The organism is Vibrio sp. Vb1127 (genome assembly GCF_033338735.1).
In the GTDB taxonomy this organism is placed as follows: Bacteria; Pseudomonadota; Gammaproteobacteria; order Enterobacterales; family Vibrionaceae; genus Vibrio; species Vibrio alginolyticus.
In genome coordinates this window covers 66,856-83,473 of record NZ_JAWOTF010000011.1, presented here as the reverse complement: position 1 = coordinate 83,473, position 16,618 = coordinate 66,856, and the positions used below count along the sequence as shown (strand labels likewise).

21 protein-coding genes are annotated in these 16,618 nt (G+C 45.6%); 11 read left to right on the top strand and 10 right to left on the bottom strand.

All coding sequences use genetic code 11. The features are described from left to right. Nucleotides 1–26: 26 nt before the first annotated feature. The 3 genes from R7H07_RS15600 to R7H07_RS15590 all read left to right on the top strand — a co-directional run bounded on the left by R7H07_RS15600 (nt 27) and on the right by R7H07_RS15590 (nt 2,659). Nucleotides 27–473 carry a type III secretion system chaperone gene (locus R7H07_RS15600; RefSeq protein WP_033906168.1) on the top strand — a complete coding sequence of 149 codons (447 nt, stop codon included), beginning with the start codon at nt 27–29 and terminating at the stop codon, nt 471–473. Between the two features lie 239 nt (nt 474–712). Then, entirely contained in the window at nt 713–1,171 is a 459-nt protein-coding gene (locus tag R7H07_RS15595; protein ID WP_005387141.1) for a CesT family type III secretion system chaperone, read from the top strand. A gap of 9 nt (nt 1,172–1,180) precedes the next feature. Continuing rightward, entirely contained in the window at nt 1,181–2,659 is a 1,479-nt protein-coding gene (locus R7H07_RS15590; RefSeq protein ID WP_065274576.1) for a cation transporter, read from the top strand. A gap of 89 nt (nt 2,660–2,748) precedes the next feature. Here the strand turns inward: R7H07_RS15590 and R7H07_RS15585 are convergent, their stop codons facing one another. The 10 genes from R7H07_RS15585 to vscN form a co-directional block, all read right to left on the bottom strand. Further along, on the bottom strand, nt 2,749–3,651 hold the full coding sequence (locus R7H07_RS15585; protein WP_373920872.1) for a DMT family transporter: 903 nt from the start codon (nt 3,649–3,651) through the stop codon (nt 2,749–2,751). Between the two features lie 106 nt (nt 3,652–3,757). Further along, on the bottom strand, nt 3,758–4,468 hold the full coding sequence (locus tag R7H07_RS15580; RefSeq protein ID WP_054576983.1) for a helix-turn-helix domain-containing protein: 711 nt from the start codon (nt 4,466–4,468) through the stop codon (nt 3,758–3,760). Between the two features lie 102 nt (nt 4,469–4,570). Further along, a complete protein-coding gene (gene vscU, locus R7H07_RS15575) occupies nt 4,571–5,620 on the bottom strand; it encodes a SctU family type III secretion system export apparatus subunit VscU (protein WP_005387129.1) in 1,050 nt (349 codons plus the stop codon). Nucleotides 5,621–5,635: 15 nt separating this feature from the next. Beyond that, the gene (gene sctT, locus R7H07_RS15570; protein WP_137282056.1) at nt 5,636–6,421 is read right to left on the bottom strand and encodes a type III secretion system export apparatus subunit SctT; all 786 of its coding nucleotides are present in this window, start codon (nt 6,419–6,421) and stop codon (nt 5,636–5,638) included. Next, nucleotides 6,418–6,684 carry a type III secretion system export apparatus subunit SctS gene (gene sctS / locus R7H07_RS15565; protein WP_025768124.1) on the bottom strand — a complete coding sequence of 89 codons (267 nt, stop codon included), beginning with the start codon at nt 6,682–6,684 and terminating at the stop codon, nt 6,418–6,420. Before sctS ends, sctT begins: the two co-directional genes overlap by 4 nt. A gap of 13 nt (nt 6,685–6,697) precedes the next feature. Next, entirely contained in the window at nt 6,698–7,348 is a 651-nt protein-coding gene (gene vscR / locus R7H07_RS15560) for a SctR family type III secretion system export apparatus subunit VscR (RefSeq protein ID WP_005377232.1), read from the bottom strand. After that, on the bottom strand, nt 7,345–8,313 hold the full coding sequence (vscQ, locus tag R7H07_RS15555; RefSeq protein ID WP_086046790.1) for a SctQ family type III secretion system cytoplasmic ring protein VscQ: 969 nt from the start codon (nt 8,311–8,313) through the stop codon (nt 7,345–7,347). Before vscQ ends, vscR begins: the two co-directional genes overlap by 4 nt. After that, nucleotides 8,310–9,521, bottom strand: a complete 1,212-nt coding sequence (locus tag R7H07_RS15550) for a type III secretion system needle length determinant (protein WP_206959803.1) — start codon at nt 9,519–9,521, stop codon at nt 8,310–8,312. The genes vscQ and R7H07_RS15550 overlap by 4 nt, the downstream gene beginning before the upstream one ends. Nucleotides 9,522–9,530: 9 nt before the next feature. After that, nucleotides 9,531–9,992, bottom strand: coding sequence for a type III secretion protein (locus R7H07_RS15545; protein WP_042523778.1), 462 nt, complete (start codon nt 9,990–9,992; stop codon nt 9,531–9,533). Further along, nucleotides 9,989–11,311, bottom strand: coding sequence for a SctN family type III secretion system ATPase VscN (vscN, locus tag R7H07_RS15540; RefSeq protein ID WP_086046788.1), 1,323 nt, complete (start codon nt 11,309–11,311; stop codon nt 9,989–9,991). Before vscN ends, R7H07_RS15545 begins: the two co-directional genes overlap by 4 nt. A 185-nt stretch (nt 11,312–11,496) precedes the next feature. Here vscN and sctW point away from each other — a divergent pair, with 185 nt between their 5' ends. Genes sctW through R7H07_RS15500 form a run of 8 tightly spaced genes read left to right on the top strand, consistent with a single transcriptional unit; the run spans nt 11,497 to nt 16,614 of the window. Further along, nucleotides 11,497–12,390, top strand: coding sequence for a type III secretion system gatekeeper subunit SctW (gene sctW, locus R7H07_RS15535; protein WP_005388156.1), 894 nt, complete (start codon nt 11,497–11,499; stop codon nt 12,388–12,390). After that, a complete protein-coding gene (locus R7H07_RS15530) occupies nt 12,371–12,655 on the top strand; it encodes a TyeA family type III secretion system gatekeeper subunit (RefSeq protein ID WP_005377239.1) in 285 nt (94 codons plus the stop codon). The genes sctW and R7H07_RS15530 overlap by 20 nt, the downstream gene beginning before the upstream one ends. Further along, entirely contained in the window at nt 12,642–13,016 is a 375-nt protein-coding gene (gene sycN / locus R7H07_RS15525; protein WP_005388159.1) for a type III secretion chaperone SycN, read from the top strand. Before R7H07_RS15530 ends, sycN begins: the two co-directional genes overlap by 14 nt. After that, a complete protein-coding gene (gene vscX / locus R7H07_RS15520; protein WP_064368455.1) occupies nt 13,013–13,390 on the top strand; it encodes a type III secretion system protein VscX in 378 nt (125 codons plus the stop codon). The genes sycN and vscX overlap by 4 nt, the downstream gene beginning before the upstream one ends. Nucleotides 13,391–13,395: 5 nt before the next feature. Further along, a complete protein-coding gene (gene vscY / locus R7H07_RS15515; protein WP_206959811.1) occupies nt 13,396–13,737 on the top strand; it encodes a tetratricopeptide repeat protein in 342 nt (113 codons plus the stop codon). After that, nucleotides 13,721–15,847 carry a SctV family type III secretion system export apparatus subunit VcrD gene (gene vcrD, locus R7H07_RS15510; protein WP_086026689.1) on the top strand — a complete coding sequence of 709 codons (2,127 nt, stop codon included), beginning with the start codon at nt 13,721–13,723 and terminating at the stop codon, nt 15,845–15,847. The genes vscY and vcrD overlap by 17 nt, the downstream gene beginning before the upstream one ends. Continuing rightward, nucleotides 15,847–16,269: an LcrR family type III secretion system chaperone gene (locus R7H07_RS15505; RefSeq protein WP_033906159.1), complete on the top strand. Its 423-nt coding sequence runs from the start codon at nt 15,847–15,849 to the stop codon at nt 16,267–16,269. Before vcrD ends, R7H07_RS15505 begins: the two co-directional genes overlap by 1 nt. 60 nt (nt 16,270–16,329) lie before the next feature. Then, on the top strand, nt 16,330–16,614 hold the full coding sequence (locus R7H07_RS15500) for an LcrG family type III secretion system chaperone (protein ID WP_005395092.1): 285 nt from the start codon (nt 16,330–16,332) through the stop codon (nt 16,612–16,614). Nucleotides 16,615–16,618: the final 4 nt, after the last annotated feature.

The window sequence follows — 16,618 nt, the reverse complement described above, 5'->3', positions numbered from 1 at the left end:
TTATAATAAATTAGACAGGACACAACATGGATACAGGAAAGATTAATATGCTTCTCTCTGAGCTAGGAGAAGTGCTGAACCTTGAGCGCGTGACAGCGTATGACGATCAAATGTGGTCACTGCATTTTGCTGAAAACAACAGTGTCGATGTTCTGCTCGTAGAGGAAAAAGGCGAGTTATTGATTTCCAAAAACCTGCTTATAGAACAAGATGATATTACGCTAGATAAACTTCAAGTTTTACTTGAATACAACTTTTTGTATCGAGAAACAGGTGGTGTGCAGTTTTGTGTGAATCCAACACGCAAAGACGTTGTTCTTCAAGTTGCTATCGCGGCTGGAAGTGAACTCACCAACATTGCTAACTTAATCATTCAGTTGAACGAATTAGTTGATACTTGGGGACAGTTATTTCAAAACAACACGGTTGTAGATTTTAGCCAAACAGACGTACACGCATTTATTCAAGTTTAAGGCATCACACATGGTCAATATTAATACATCGCAAATACACCATGCTAAGCATCTAACCTTTATTGAAGAGCAGCTCTGAGCTGCTCTTTTTTATTACTCTGGCAACTCGTTTTTAGAGCGAGATTTCTGAGGAAAACCTCACAATGAAGGCGAAAAAGTGACAAAAATAAAGCCATTACCGACATCGTTCAATCTGCAATCGTTGTTCAATAGAGTTATTGAAACAAAAGGAAAAAGTTATGAACACGATTCAACAACTGCTCTTGGAGTTTTGCCAGCTCAATGAGTTGCCCGAACTGAATTTTGAAGAAAATGAACGTTGTCAGCTACTGGTCGATGATCGCTACATGTTGTATTTCATCGCGACAGATACGGATGATTTGATGTTGTCTGTAACGTTCGGAGGGTTAGAAAAATCCGGTGAACAACGACTAAAAGGTTTAGAGCTTCTTGCTCATGCTAACTATCAAGGAATAGGTAGTGGCAGCCTCGCACTTGCTTTGGCTCCAAACGGTCGACAGCTTGTCTTAGCAGGACGTAAACCCGTTGAGCATCTAAATACGACGAACCTTACCGCTTGGTTTCACGAAGTTATTGAACAGGCCGAGCTGTGGCAAGCGCGTTTCGCAATGTTGGATCAAGCGATTCCAACCACCTCTAATCATGAACAAGCTCATGTTCAATCACTTCGTGTGTAGGAGAGAAAAATGGTTAATACAACACAAAAAATCAGCCAAAGCCCAGTACCTGATCTAGAACAGTTTCGTGCAGTTGCTGCGCAAAAAGATGACCGAGTGATCAGTAAAAGAGGTGAAGTAAAAGAACCTTCCACATTCCACAAAGGTCATAAGTTTGCTTCTATTCACGAAGGCGTATTGAGAAGCAAATACACTAAGTTTTTCCAAGAAAACATCAAAACTCACCTTGATCTAAAGCAGGCGCTACTTAAGCAAGAAAAACCTGAGGTTGCGCTGTTGGCTTACTCCCTAGTGAGTCCTTCAGGCTATCGCGGTGAGCCACTTACTGAGCGTAAAATCTTAGAAGTTGTCAGCCTATTGGATGAAATAAAAGTGAGCAGCGATACGTACCAGCAGCTTAAAAATACGTTTGATGCGATCAGCAAAGATCCGCGTATGCAGGTGAGTTTAGAAGCCCAGTATCCAGGAAAAATGGATGGCTTCGCTGCTGAACTGTTACAGATGGGCAAAGAAAAGCTAAAAGGTTCTGGTGTGAACGCCGTTATTAACTTGGCATTACCTGGCGTTGGCTTATTGATTTCTACAGGTCGAGAGCTGCACAAAGCGGCCGTAAATGGTGATGCTGAGGCTTACCATCATCAGTTAGAACAAATTTCACAGCTGCCAGGGCGAGATCAACGTCTTTCTATGCCGATGCAGCAAACCTTGGCTCAAGGTCATGCGATACTGTCGGCTGAAGGTGGCATTGGAGCTACATTAGGTATGGCGACGGGGAGCCTGGGCACGTTCGGTGTTAGCTCTGTAGCAACGGTGGGCGTCACACCGATAGCAAAAGAGGCAATCGGTTCTGCGGCAACGACTGCTATCATGAGCGGCGGTGGTTTTGTGGCGAACCAAGCTGGGGCATACGGGTTAAATACGGAAGTAAAAGAGCAACTTATGCAAGGTGAAATGTCTGGTGTTTTACCTAGACTTGAAGTTTCCAATGCAAAAGGAGACTTTACCTTCAGTATGCAAGATCCGGCTTCTGTCCGTGCATTAATGGCGTACCTTGGTCCTAAGGAGAATACTGCAATGACTTCTCCTCAAGCGCCTAAAGAGGCACAAGAGATGGAAGCCGCTCGATTAACACTGAAAAAGATGTTGGGTTCAGAGCCAAGTGAGCACTTGGTTCCTGACGTAGACTCTATCTTGAAGCTAAGCCCAGAGGATGCACCAAGTAAAACCGAGTCTATTGCTAACGGGGCGTTTAAAAAACTGTTAGGAGAAGATTGGGATTGGCTCATGCCAGCTGTTCGAGCGATTGATAAAGGGGAAGCAAGTAAAATCAACGAAAAGCTCACCTACAAGCTCCCCCTAGATGCAGCAAACGGACGAGTTTATCTTGATAAATGCCCAAACCTGAGTGACGTCCAGTTAGAAGCGCTAGAAAAATTAGGCTCACCAAGTCAATTGCGATTGATGTACTTGGCAGAAGGCTGGGTGTAATTTCAAATGGTAAAGTAGGGAGTAGGTGCTGCTCCTTACTTTATCTACCGTCAGCGTTACTTTTTGGGGCTGGCTCATCGCCATTGAATTTAATTTTTCGACTGAAGAAACAAACACACAAGTGTCAACGTTATACCAACCCAACCAATGAGAGAAATTTCTTCCCCAACAATCGCAACTGCTAGTGCTGCTGCGATAACAGGTTCAAATAGCGTGAGTATACTAGCTCCACTGGCTGTAACAAACCGTAGCCCAAACCCAAAAGCGACGTAACCTAACCCCATTGGAATCAAGGCCATGTAGAGCATGACCGTCGTATTAGTTGACGATGCAAATAGATTATCACCCGTGATAAAAAGTGTTGGTAGAAGCAAAACTCCACCAATACCAAAAACACTTCCCATGGCCGTTTGCGATTCAATGCCGTGGTCAATCATAGCCTTTACTCCCCATGAGTAAATGGCGTACGTCAAACCTGCCAATAGGCCAAGTAATACACCCCAATGCTTCATATCCTGATCAAATAAGCTATTTGCGGATGACTCAGAAGCCAGCAACAAGGTAATGCCAATGACCCCGATTGCGAAACTCATCATCCAGCGCTTGGTTATGGTCTGATTTCGGCTAAAGAGACACTCTAACAAAGCAGAAAAGAAAGGAGCAGTGGAGATAGAAATAACCGTACCAATAGCCACACCAGCGAATCGCATTGATGAATAAAAAGCCAGTGGGTAGGTGGCTAAGGCGATAATACTAACCAGTAACGTTTTCTTCTTATGTGCGACTTTTCGAAAATCTCTCTTCAGTGACTTCGCAGACAGACATGCTTGCATAAATCCACCAATACCCATAGAAAATGCGCCAATGGCGAGAGCACTGACATCCGGTGCCAAGCTGGCAGCGGTGCCCGTCGTTCCCCACAGGGTTGAAGCAAAAAGTATGGATAAAGTTCCTAATTGATAGTCGGTGAAATGTTTTTTTAACACTGTAATTTCTACCTAGTGAATGGCTGTTTTAGGGTAGAAAGAATAAAAGAAAGCGATAGAGATTTTTGTGCTGAAAAGACGGAATACTTGTTCCAGAAGACTATTTTAGTGACTATCGGGAAAACTCTCTAGGAGACATACCAAAATGCATTGAAAACCGTCGACTAAACGCGGAAAGATCACTATAGCCAACTCGTTCAGCTATCAACTGAACTGGAAGGTCTGTATGAGTCAGTAGTGCTTTGGCTTTTTCCATACGTTGTAGTGTAATGTACTTATGGACGCTTACTTTTAATTGCTCTTTAAAAAGCTTTTTAAATTGCGTCGGACTCAAGCAAGCGGCATTCGCTAACGAGGCAATGGTGAGTGGCTGATCAAGCTGCTCGGCGATCAAAACCTGTACATCTCGAATACGCGAATCCACGGAGCGAGACCGCTTTTGCTGCTCCAGCAACAGATAGAAGGTTGCAACCATTGAGTTTTCAATTTCATCATTAACCTGATACTCAAGTTGCTTTTCGACAAACTGGATAAAGCTCAGTAGAGGCGGGCTAATCGAAAACACAGCCACACTATTATCCATCAAATGAGTGGGCAAAGTGGTCATATCCGCAACAATAAAGCGTGATGACTCTTCGGCATTAAAACCGTGAGCACAACTTTTGGGGATGACTATGCAGTCGCCAACCGCCACCTTTCCGACATAACTATCCATATCAATATGTATGTTGCCCTGGAGAGGAAGCACCAGTTGATGATAATCACTATGAGTATGTCGGCTCATACGTTTCGTGTAGGAGCGAATGCTTAAGCTAGATTTCATAAAAACAACATACAGTTAAAGGATACCGCATTATAGCGTTGAAAGTATCGAGGTTGAAAGCTGGGCAGTTGTAAGCCCAGATCTTGAATGGGATGTGGTTTGTTAGTCCGCCTCGGACTCTAACGAAGCCAACCAACGAAGCACTTCCGCAGTTGCCTCAATAAGATCGCTTGGGATGTACTGGTCGACGTTACCGTCGGCGTATAGTGCACGAGCAAGAGGGACTTTTTGCATCACAGGCACGCCTTCCTCTTTAGCGATTGCGACCATACGTTTGGCTACCGCATCGGTTTCCATCAAAGTGATGACGGGCAGAGGCGTTTCGCCTTTCTTGTAATAAAGGCCAACCGCGATATGTGTTGGGTTTGTAACTAATACATTAGAACGTTTAACGTTTTCGCGTTGATTGGAGGCTTGTAGCTCTTGGTGCAACTGACGACGTTTGCTTTTTATTTCTGGACTGCCTTCCATCTCTTTGTATTCGCGCTTCACTTCGTCCTTGCTCATTTTGAGCTTTTTCGTGTGATCAAACTTCTGGTACGCAAAATCTGCTGCAGCGATGACGATGAAGCCTACCGAAGAGATAATCATTAATTGTTTAATCATGACGCCAGTAATGGTCGGGACACATTCTAGCCCACAAGTTGGAATTTGCATTAAAGCGTTGATGTTACCGCGTAATGTCACCCAGATAATGCAGGAAAGAAGAGAGACTTTAAGGATCGACTTGATAAACTCAATCACACTCTTGAGGGAAAAAATGCGTTTGGCCCCTTCGACGGGATTGATCTTTTTGATGTCGGGTTTAACGGATTCACCACTAAATAGGAAGCCGAACTGCCCCATATTGGAAAAGATGGCGACGAGTGCAGCAACCAGAATAATCGGAGCGAGTAGATAGGCAATTTCTTTTGCGATGGCAATAGCGACATCGACTAGCGCATCTTGGAAGCCCTGATAAGCAAGCTTACTTGGTAGTAGAATAAGCGCTGAGATGTGCGACATGTAATAATCGGCGAACGCAAACAGTACAATTATGAGCGCCAAAATTAATGCAGACGATACGATTTCTTGGCTTTTGGCAACCTGACCTTTCTGTCGAGCATCGCGTAACTTTTTTGCGGTGGGTTGCTCTGTTTTTTCTGCACTCATAAAGAATCCTAAGCGTTATTGCCAAATGGTATTGAGTTGTTCTGCGAATCGGGTAATGCCGTAAAACTGTACTTCAAAGTGATCCATCATTATTCCGAGATACACGATCAGTAAAACACTCGCGATGGCACTTTTTATTGGCATGGCAAGGAAAAAAACATTCAATTGCGGTGCAAAACGACTGATAAGCGCCAGACCAAACTCAGCAAGAAACATTGCCAACACTAGTGGAGCGGACATCAACACACCAAGCCACATAAGCTGTTCAAATTGCGCGTAGAAGAAGCTCACCCATGCGTCGCTAACGGTTGGGAAAAAGTCCACGATCGGCCAAGATGTATAGCTTTTGAATAACGCATAGATAAAAGTGACAAAGCCCCCGCCAGAGAAGAACAGGGTAATCAACGTTTGGGTCAGTAATACCGCTGTTGGTGTGGATTGTGAGCCTAGCGTTGGGTTAAACATACTTGCCATGGCAGCCCCACGTTGGTTGTCGACCAGAAAACCGGCCGCTTCTATCGCCCAAAAAGGGATAGCAGCAACAAACCCTATCAATAGCCCAATTAATACCTCCTTACCCAAAATCACTATCAGCCAAATGCCGTCGGTTTCTGCGGGCAAGCTTTGCTGATTAATCATCGGAAATATAAACAGTGCGAGTGAGCAAAGCACACCATTTCTCACCATGGTGCCGCCTAACATTTGCTTGCTCAAAATAGGCAAAAAGATGAAGCATGCCATTAACCGAGGTAACGTCAGGCTGTACAAAAATAAAGCCTGGTGTAAGTCGTGATAACTCATCGTATTTGAGGAATTTTATCCATAGCAAGCGAGGCGAAGGCGTGGAGCTCTGCCCCTAGCCATTGCGTTGTGACGAACAGCGTAATAATGACCGCGATAAGCTTGACCACAAAGCCTAACGTTTGTTCTTGGACCTGAGTTAACGCCTGAATAAGCGACACCAATGTACCAACCAATGCTGCGACTAAAATCGGCGGTAATGACAAGTACAACACTAGGGTTAATGTTTGAGTCGTGAAATGAATGATTTCAGCAGAATGCATACTTTCTCCGTGATTAACCGTAACTCAACACTAAGCCGTGGGTGAGCTTTGTCCAGCCGTCAAGCAAGACAAAAAGCAACAATTTGAAGGGGAGGGAAATCGTCATTGGCGATACCATCATCATCCCCATCGCGAGTAGGATATTCGACACAATTAGGTCAATAGCGATGAACGGTAAGTACAACAGAAAGCCAATTTCAAAAGCGCGAGTAAGCTCGCTGACGGTAAATGCGGGCAGTAAGAGCAATAAACTGTCCGACTCTAAACGGTCTACGTACTTCTGTGGCCACAATGTGCGTGCAGCATCAGTGAAGAATATGGCTTCGGTTTCCCGAATATGCTTTTTCAAAAATTCTCGATAAGGCTGTAAACCGCTTTCAATGAGGCCTTCTACACTTGCAGAATCTTCAAGGGAGATATCATGCTGCTTTACGTAGTCGTAGGTTTCAAACCCGACGGGAGCCATGATGAAAATTGACAGAATGATAGCCAATCCGTAAAGCGCCATATTCGGCGGAATTTGCTGTACACCGAGAGCGTTACGCAGCAGTGAGAATACAACGGCGAGTTTCACAAACGACGTCGCCATCATGGCGATAAATGGGATCAGTGCCAGCAGTGCTAAGCTGACAATGAGATTGAGCTCGTCGGGTAACTGGATCATGCTGGCTCCTGCGTGCCACCGAACAGCTCCACTACGCGCACACCTAAATGTTCGTTAACATTAACCAGTTCACACTCACCAATGATTTTGCCGTTGGCACGCAATGTTACCGGCTTAGATACAGGCTGGTTTAGCTCGAATACGTACCCTGGCTGAAGCTGGTTAAGCTGCTCTAGCGTGATGGTTTGATGGCCGATATCAAACGTGAGTTCCACAGGCAGTTGCTGGTGGTCGGTTAACATTTCTGAAGTGTTTACGTCATTCATATTGGTTTCTTTTTCAATAATGTGAAAAGTTTGGTCATCTAGCTGGCAGCGCCAGAGATTCTGGTTAGATACTTGAAAAATGGCTTGTTGCTTGGCGATGTAACCATCGTCAAAAAAGATGACATCTCCCAGCTCGAGCGAATTAAATTCGCTTAACGTCAAATGGGTCCTTCCAAGACTTAACCACACAGGTAAAGCGAGGTGTCGAGCTTGTAGAGCAGCGCTGTTTGGTAGCGCATCCAACAACACGTCTGATCCTTCGCTAACCCACAAACAAAGAGAGCCGTTAGGCTTATTGAGGGTTAACATTAAAGTATGCTCTTGGGCCTGGCTCGCCTCTAACGGCTGTAGTTGACTAAGAATGGGTAACTGACCAAATAGCGCTTTGATTGCCTCACTATGCGGTTCTATCTGTGAGCTCAAAAGTGCTAACTGGAGGGAGTTAGGCAGGGACTCAAACGCAGTAGCATTTAAGGTCGATTTCAGCCAATGTTGGAGCTGCGCACGAGAAAAGTCTACTTGTAGGGTTTGCCCTCCAATCAACGTGGTTAAACGGAACCCTTCAAATGAAGGGATTTGAGCAACAGTAATCGATACGCTCTGACCATCAGTCCCTTGGAAGTGGCACTGTTTTGCACAAAGTTGATTGCTGAGCGCGATACTTTCTGCATCCACTTTGGGTATTATTAACGGCGTCATAGGTCATTCTCCGCTTGCCATTCTTCATACACGCTGCGTTGTTGGCGTGAGTGTTGTTGTTCATGTTGTTGTTGATCGAGCTGTTGAGTTTGTTCGCTGATCGCTAAGCGAGGTGGCTGCTCACCGCCGAATCGGTTTAGCCGTTCAGCAAGATCTTGTCTAGCTTGCTGGCTAATAATGGAAAGGGCATGCTCTTGTCGAATCGTCACGCTATACCCTTGAGCGTCCAACTTTATGTGGATTTCACCACCTTTTAATTGCCCTTCACTTAGAAACAGCCGAACCTCTTTGTTGTCCGATGCGGTTGGTAGAGCAACATAGATTTTGTCCACCAATTGCTGGAGTAATTGGTTTACGTCTCGCGTTGGGCTTGGTTGAGCCTGCGAAGCAACACTTTTTAGGATGACATCGCCTTGTGTTACCGCACTTGCAAAGGGTTGAGAAGGCACTTTTTCTTCATCCGTTTTAACGGCGACTAGTGCGCTTTTCGTCACGATTTTTTCAAGAGGCTTGGTTTCAGGCAGGCCACCAGTTTGGTCTGGTCGTTTGCCTGTATTCTGTAGCGGCGGAGTTGCACGCTTATTGTGCGTTTTTTCAGTTTGCTTTTTCGTTAAGCCAACAATGTTAATCCCATCTTGAGCGAGCTCTGTCGCTGTCGCACTTTGGGGGAGCAAGCCAGATTCAAGCGTAGAGAGACAATCCGGTGAGATACGTTGATCCATCGGCGTCGGTTTATCATCTTTCAAATGAGCTTGAGCTTGAAAGTGAGGATCAACACGCTCGGTAGAAGGGGAACTTAGAACTGTGTCGCCATCGCTTTTTCCATCATGTTTAAGCAATTTATTGTTTTTGCTAATTATTTCTTCGCTATTTGCTGCGTCGTCTTGCGATTTCTCTATATCTCTCTTACTGACGACGTCACTTTGACCTTTTAAAGTGGAGATGTTTTTGTCAGCGTTGGCTTCTTGGTTCGATAGGTTAAGTTTCTTATCTAGACCTTGAGATGTCTTATGCCTTAGCGGTATGTCTTCTTCGCCAGTATGATTTTTTTGGGGATTCGCAACGATAGACTCCTTTCCCTTGCTAGGCTTCTTCGTCATTGCATGCTCGAATTGTGATTGAAGCTCGGCCTCCTTCTCGAGAGGCGCTTGTTCCGGCGTTGATTTGTGCAGCGTATTCGATGTTTCAGTTGTTGGGGTAATGCGCATAGTGAACCTTTAGATAATGTCGACAGTGCGAAACTCTTCCTGTTCGAGTTCTTCTTGGTATTGCCTTTCTCGCGATTTTTCCGCGACTTCTTGTTGCTGCAACTGAACGAATTTTTCTTTGGTTTTATGGGCTTGTCGCGCCTCTTTTTGCTTTTCTTTAAGTGCCGAGCGTTCGATTTCAAGCGCTTTTTTTGACTCGGCCACACGTTGTTTAAGTTCGGCTTCTCTCTCTCTTAACAACGCGATTTCTTGTCTTAATGTTTCTAGCTCTTTGAGAACGAGTGTTTGTTGTTTTGCTTTAGCAAAACGTCGCTCTTCTTCTTCCTGGCGCCAAACGTGATAGTCCGCGACAGAACGTTCGGCCTTTTGAACCTGTGCTGCGGCGTTTGACACTCGGTATTCTTGACGCTTGACGGCTTTATCCGCACGTTCAGCGCGAATTTTTTTGATTTCTAATAAGCGTTCTATCATTGTTTCGCCATCCCTTTAAGTTGAGCGATAGCGCCATCAAGATCGCTTGGTTCATGAGTGCCTTGGCGTAAAAAGGTGCGTATATCATCACTTTGTGCAATGGCCAAATCCGCTCGACTATCTGCGCCATGTTGGTATTCGCCAATTTTGATTAGCAGCTCAACTTCTTCATACTTAGCTAACATTTCGCGAATATGAGCAGCAGACGCCTGATGATCGGGTTCAACGATTTGATTCATCACTCGGCTTGCTGACCGAAGTACATCAATGGCGGGGTAATGGTTCATTGCCGCAAGTTTGCGCGAGAGAATGATGTGCCCGTCTAGAATTGAGCGAGTTTCATCCGCGACAGGCTCCGTCATGTCGTCACCTTCCACCAACACGGTGTACAGTGCTGTAATTGATCCTTTGTCTGATTGTCCAGCTCGTTCCATCAGCTTTGGCAAAGCGGCAAAAACAGAAGGCGGATAGCCACGTCGTGTTGGTGGCTCGCCTGCGGCTAGTCCAATCTCCCTCTGTGCGCGGGCGAAACGCGTCACCGAATCCATCAGCAGTAGCACGCGTTTACCTTGGTCACGAAAATATTCTGCGATAGAAGTGGCAACAAAGGCGGCTTTGGCGCGCTCCATTGCTGGGCGATCAGAGGTAGCGACCACTAAAACCGATTTGGCCATTCCTTCTTCGCCTAGGTCATGCTCAATAAACTCGCGCACTTCGCGTCCGCGTTCACCAATTAAGGCGAGAACGGTCACGTCAACTTCTGCGGAGCGAATCAGTTTTGCCAGTAGGGTACTTTTACCCCCGCCAGCCGCTGCAAAAATACCCATGCGCTGACCTTCACCACAGGTCAGTAGCCCATCAATGGATCGAACGCCAAGAGAGATTGGCTTTTCAATTAGTTTACGTTGCATTGGTGGTGGCGCATCGCGATAAACAGGATACCAAGCACTTGGTTCCTGACTCTGCGTACCATCGAAAGGACGTCCAAGCCCGTCAAGCGTTGTACCTAACAGGTGGTCGCCAACACCCACTTCGTGCATTTTGCCCATTGGGCTTACTTCTGTATTTGAGGAAATCCCAAACATATTTCCTAACGGGGTGAGCAGAGCGTGATGCTGCTGGAAGCCAACCACTTCCGCTAACAAAGACAGAGTTTGATCGGGATTACGCAACTCACACAGTTCACCTACACGAACGCCAGGGACGACAGCTTTGATAATGGTGCCGGTGACTTGTGTAACGCGCCCGCGAATTTGGATCAAACGCGTGTGTTTAATCGCAGATTGTTGGATATCAGTGATGTATGAGAAATCGTTCAAGGTAAAAATATGCGCAATGATTGATGCTGAGAGGATAGAAAGTATAAGAATCAATTTATAGTGAATATCAGTCGGGAGTTTTTAGAAAACTGAAAGCGCACTAAAAAAACACGTCTGATTTTGACAGCTTCAAAAAAGCGCACTTCCTATAATTCGCCTGTATTGTGCGGAAGGAGTGCAAGTGAATGAGTATTATCAACAATCATATCGCAACAAATCCAAAGTTTGATGCGTCTATCCAAAACGGGTTGGAATCGTCTCGCCCCGACGTTTCACAAAAAGGCAATTATCGCGGTGAAACCGTCCGTGTTCACAATGCCACACAATCACTTTTTGATGCGATGGAAGAACTCACTTCACTCGGTTCCGAAAAAGCAGAGAAAGATCTGACCAAGCGCAAAGTGAAAGACAGTGGTGTTCGAGTTAATGAAGCACATGAACTCGTTTCGGACTATTTAAGAAAAGTCCCTGATCTTGAAAAGAATCAAAAGATCAAAGATTTGGCTACAAAAATGGCGGGAGGAAATATCTCGACCATCGCGCAATTACAAGCCTACTTGAATGGGTTTTCCGAGGAGAAAAGCCATCAATACCTCGCCCTAAAAGCCGTTAAAAAGTTTTTGAGTGCGAGTCCAGAAAGTAAACACCTACTAGCGCTGATTGACCAAGCACTTCTAAGAATCGAGCAAAACCCAGATACATGGTCTCAAATTGATACGGAAATCCGTGTCTCAAATTTTGCTGATGAATACAGCCAAGAGCAAGAGTTTAGCTCTTTGCATCAGCTGCGCGGCTTCTACCGCGATACCGTTCATAGTTATCAAGGGCTCGGCGCGGCTTATCAAGATGTAGTGGCGCGCTTTGGTGAGCAGGAGGTATCGACTGCTGTTGACTTTATGCTGCAAGGCATGAGTGCAGATCTTAGTGTTCAAGGTAGCAGTATCGATTCGGTTAAGTTGCAGTGGTTGATGTCCGATATGCAAAAACTCAAAACTCTAAATACGTTGCAAGATCGTGTGAATCAGCTGTTCCAAATGTTTAAACCGGAAAGGACGAATTATGGCTTATCAAGTTTCTAATTTGATGGCTGATGTGATTGCGTTGGTAGAGCAGCGATGGGTAAGCAGTGATGAGATATGGAAAGTCGCCAACGCAATGGAATTGACGGCGGTAGAACAAAAAATCGATTTTTTTCGAGAGTTCCATAAGTTAGTTCGCGCAATCCCAATTGACGTATTCGCCGATGAAGAACAACGACAGAATTTAATCCAAGCGGTACAAAAGGCGCTAGACGAAGCCATTGATATAGAAGAAGAGGAAGCGTGGGAAGATGAGTTGGATTGATGCATCCGTCGATGAATTTTGCCGAGGAATGGGGCTCGATGCCGTCGATTTCTCATCAGCTGGACGGGTGCAGCTGGATTTTGAGCAAAGTGGTACGCTGCATATTGAGCGACAGGGTGAGCAGTTATTCTTGATGTTGTCTCGAGCGTTATCTTGGCATCAAACCAGTGACATGATTCAAAGTGCACTGTGTTTGTGTCATGCCGATCAAGGCTGGCCTTTCGAAATTAAAACCGGCTTGTTAGATGAGCAAACTCTGGTTTTTTCAGCAAGGCTAAAAGGAGAAGAAGTAACACTTCCGACCTTAGAGCAAGCGTTTACGCTTTTGGCTCGTCTACATAACGATGTGGCAGGCTCATGACTCGAGTTAGCACTTTAAACGTAGGCATAGAAGCCTTCACGCATGTTACTCATAGTGAGGTTAAGGCCGATTTCCCTGAACGGTTTCAATTACTTCCGGATGGACAGGCGGTCGCTACGCATTTAGAGAAGCTCTATGACCTCAGGCCTTCAGACCAATACCTAATCGCGTTAACCAAGCCAAAATTGTTGCACTCAGAATTGTTGCGTCCAGAAAAGTACCGCCAACAGTTCGATGAAACGTTGGCTCAGCTGCAAGTTCTTGCACAGGACTCAGGCTCCGTTTCTTTTATCAAAGCATCCGAAACGCTACAAAGTACACAACTTGATCAGCGTTACCTTACTATGGCGCTCAATCTCCTTATTCAGGTCTAACCAACATGTTGAGATCCAAAGACATTGAACTCTTACTTGTTCACGCTGCGCTACAAGTTCAATACCAAAAGCCAGAGCATGCCATTTCTATTCTCGATGCGGTTCTAGAAATAGAACCGCAGCACAAAGAGGCGATGCAAACACTTGCTGTGGCGTGTTTACAAAGTGGTCGATATACCCGGACGATTGAGGTGTGTGAGCACTTATTAAAATCTGACCTTCATCCTGACTCGGCAGGACTCTGGTTTTGTTTAAGCCAAGCGCGTTGGAAACAAAATGACGTCGATGGGGCACGCCAAGCGCACCGACGCTATCTGCAATCTTTAAATAGTGAATCACATGAATAAGTTGATCGATATTCTAAACAAAGTAGGGCAACGCAAAGACATCATGCTTGCGGTGATGTTACTCGCGATCGTCTTTATGATGATATTGCCACTTCCTACCGCACTGGTGGATGTGCTGATTGGCACCAACATGAGCATTGCGGTGGTGCTGCTTATGTTAGCGATTTACATCACCACGCCACTTGAGTTCTCTGCATTTCCTGCGGTGCTATTGATCACGACATTGTTTCGTCTGTCTTTATCTATCACGACAACCCGCTTGATCTTGCTACAAGGCGATGCTGGTCAAATCGTTTATACATTCGGTAACTTCGTTGTGGGCGGTAACTTAGTGGTCGGTATTGTTGTGTTCCTGATCATTACCATTGTTCAGTTTATGGTGATCACCAAAGGCTCAGAAAGGGTAGCAGAAGTTAGTGCGCGCTTCTCACTCGATGCGATGCCTGGTAAGCAGATGAGTATTGACGGTGACATGCGTGCCGGAGTAATTGACGTACACGAAGCTAGGCACAGACGATCACTGATTGAAAAAGAAAGCCAAATGTATGGCTCGATGGATGGCGCGATGAAGTTCGTTAAAGGCGACTCCATTGCGGGTCTGGTCATCATTGTGGTCAACATCTTAGGTGGCGTCACGATCGGGGTAACGCAAAAAGGCATGAGTGCTTCTGAAGCACTTGAGTTATTTGCGATTTTGACCGTTGGCGATGGTTTGGTATCGCAGATCCCGGCACTCTTTATCGCGATTACCGCCGGTATTATCGTGACGCGTGTTTCTCATGAAGATTCTTCTGATCTTGGGTCGGACATTGGTGGGCAGGTCATTGCTCAGCCACGTGCGCTTCTTATTGGTGGTGTGCTTTTGGTGCTGTTCGCACTCATCCCTGGGTTTCCAAAAATCACTTTTCTGGTCTTGGCCGCCGTGGTTGGTGGTGGTGGTTTCTTCCTTTTCTATCAACAGAAAAAACAAGCTGAATCAGATAGCACCGACTTATCAAGCTTTGTTTCGCAAGGGGCCGGTTCGCCAGCAGCGAAGCCAAACAAACCCACTCCATCTAGAAACAGTAAAGGCAAATTAGGTGAGCAAGAAGAGTTTGCCATGACGGTCCCACTCTTGATCGATCTTGACGCGAGCCTTCAGGAAAGCTTGGAAGCGGTCGCATTAAATGAAGAGCTAGCAAGGGTTAGACGCGCACTATATCTCGACCTAGGCGTGCCTTTCCCAGGCATCCACCTGCGCTTTAACGAGGGGATGCAAAATGGCGAGTACTTAATTCAGTTACAAGAAGTCCCGGTTGCACGAGGACGAATTGTTAAAGATCAACTCTTGGTGACAGAAGGGAATGAACAGATCGATTTATTAGGCGTGCCTTATGAGCAAGATGAAGATTTTCTACCCGGCATTTCTAGCATTTGGGTGGCACAGAGTTATGAGCAAAAACTCGTAGCCAGTCATGTCGGTTTTCTCACACCCGACAGGATTTTAACGTACCACTTGTCTCATGTTCTTAAGGAGTACGCACAAGACTTTATTGGTATTCAGGAGACGCGTTATCTGTTGGAGCAGATGGAAGGCAGTTATTCGGAGCTAGTCAAAGAGGCCCAGCGTATTGTTCCGTTGCAAAAAATGACGGAAATCTTGCAACGCTTGGTTTCTGAAGACATTTCTATCCGAAACCTTCGCGTGATCTTGGAAGCGATGGTTGAGTGGGGCCAAAAAGAGAAAGATGTTGTACAGCTGACGGAGTACATTCGTTCCAGCTTAAAACGTTACATTTGCTACAAATACGCGAGCGGACAAAACATGTTGCCCGCTTACTTATTGGATCAAAGTCTCGAAGACACAATACGCAGCGGTATTCGTCAAACCTCAGCAGGGAGTTACTTGGCGTTAGACCCGTCAGTAACGCAACAATTTGTCAGTGATGTGAAACAGACCATTGGTGACTTAAGCCGCATGCCGAATAAACCTGTGCTAGTTGTGTCTATGGATGTACGCCGATATGTGCGAAAGCTTATTGAATCGGAATACTACGATCTGCCCGTTTTGTCATTTCAAGAACTAACCCAGCAAATCAATATTCAGCCACTGGGAAGGGTGGGGATGTAATGAAAACAAAACTAATACTCTCGCTGGCGCAAGCGGGGATCGAAGTGACGCCATACTTTTGGCAACAAAGTGAAATTCAACTTGGTTATCGAATTGAAGTTGAGGGCTTAGAGCTCGTTTTTCGGGTGGAGGACGGTGAAATCATCATCGTTCTTCTGAAACGCGTTCGTCCAAAATTGGGGTTGAGTAACCCCTTTGCCGGCTTATTTCTCTTGGCTGAACATGCCATTCAACTTTATCCCTCCGATTGGGTCATTCGCGGCAACGTCGATGTGTTACGTGGTAGCAACATGAGCAGCCAGCGATTGGCACAGTTCTATCTAAAAGCATGCGGTGCAAGCCATGATGAGCTAGAAGACTGGTACTGTTTACGCCTAGCAGATTATAGACCTTTGAAAAAGTTGAAAAAGTTGAAAAAGTAAAAACTCACGACTGTTACTGACAGCACCGATGAGATGACCCGCTTTAAGATAGGAATCAAGATGAAGCAACCGTTTACCGATGCGATTGAGAACGCTGAGCTTGCCATTAGAAAAGCTGAAGACAGAACCGATATTTTTAACGAGCTATTGGAAGGCTTAGGTGTTGGTCCTGTTGCGGGGGATGTTTTACTTGGCGGCATAAAAGCGCCAGTAGATACCATGAAACGTGCAGAGCAAGAGCTAATAGACGAAGTCCAGCGCCGCCGGCAACAACAAAATCAGCTACAAGGTACGTCAGGTAAACGCAGAAAGCGTCCCACAGTGATGCGCGGCATGATGATTTAGAGGT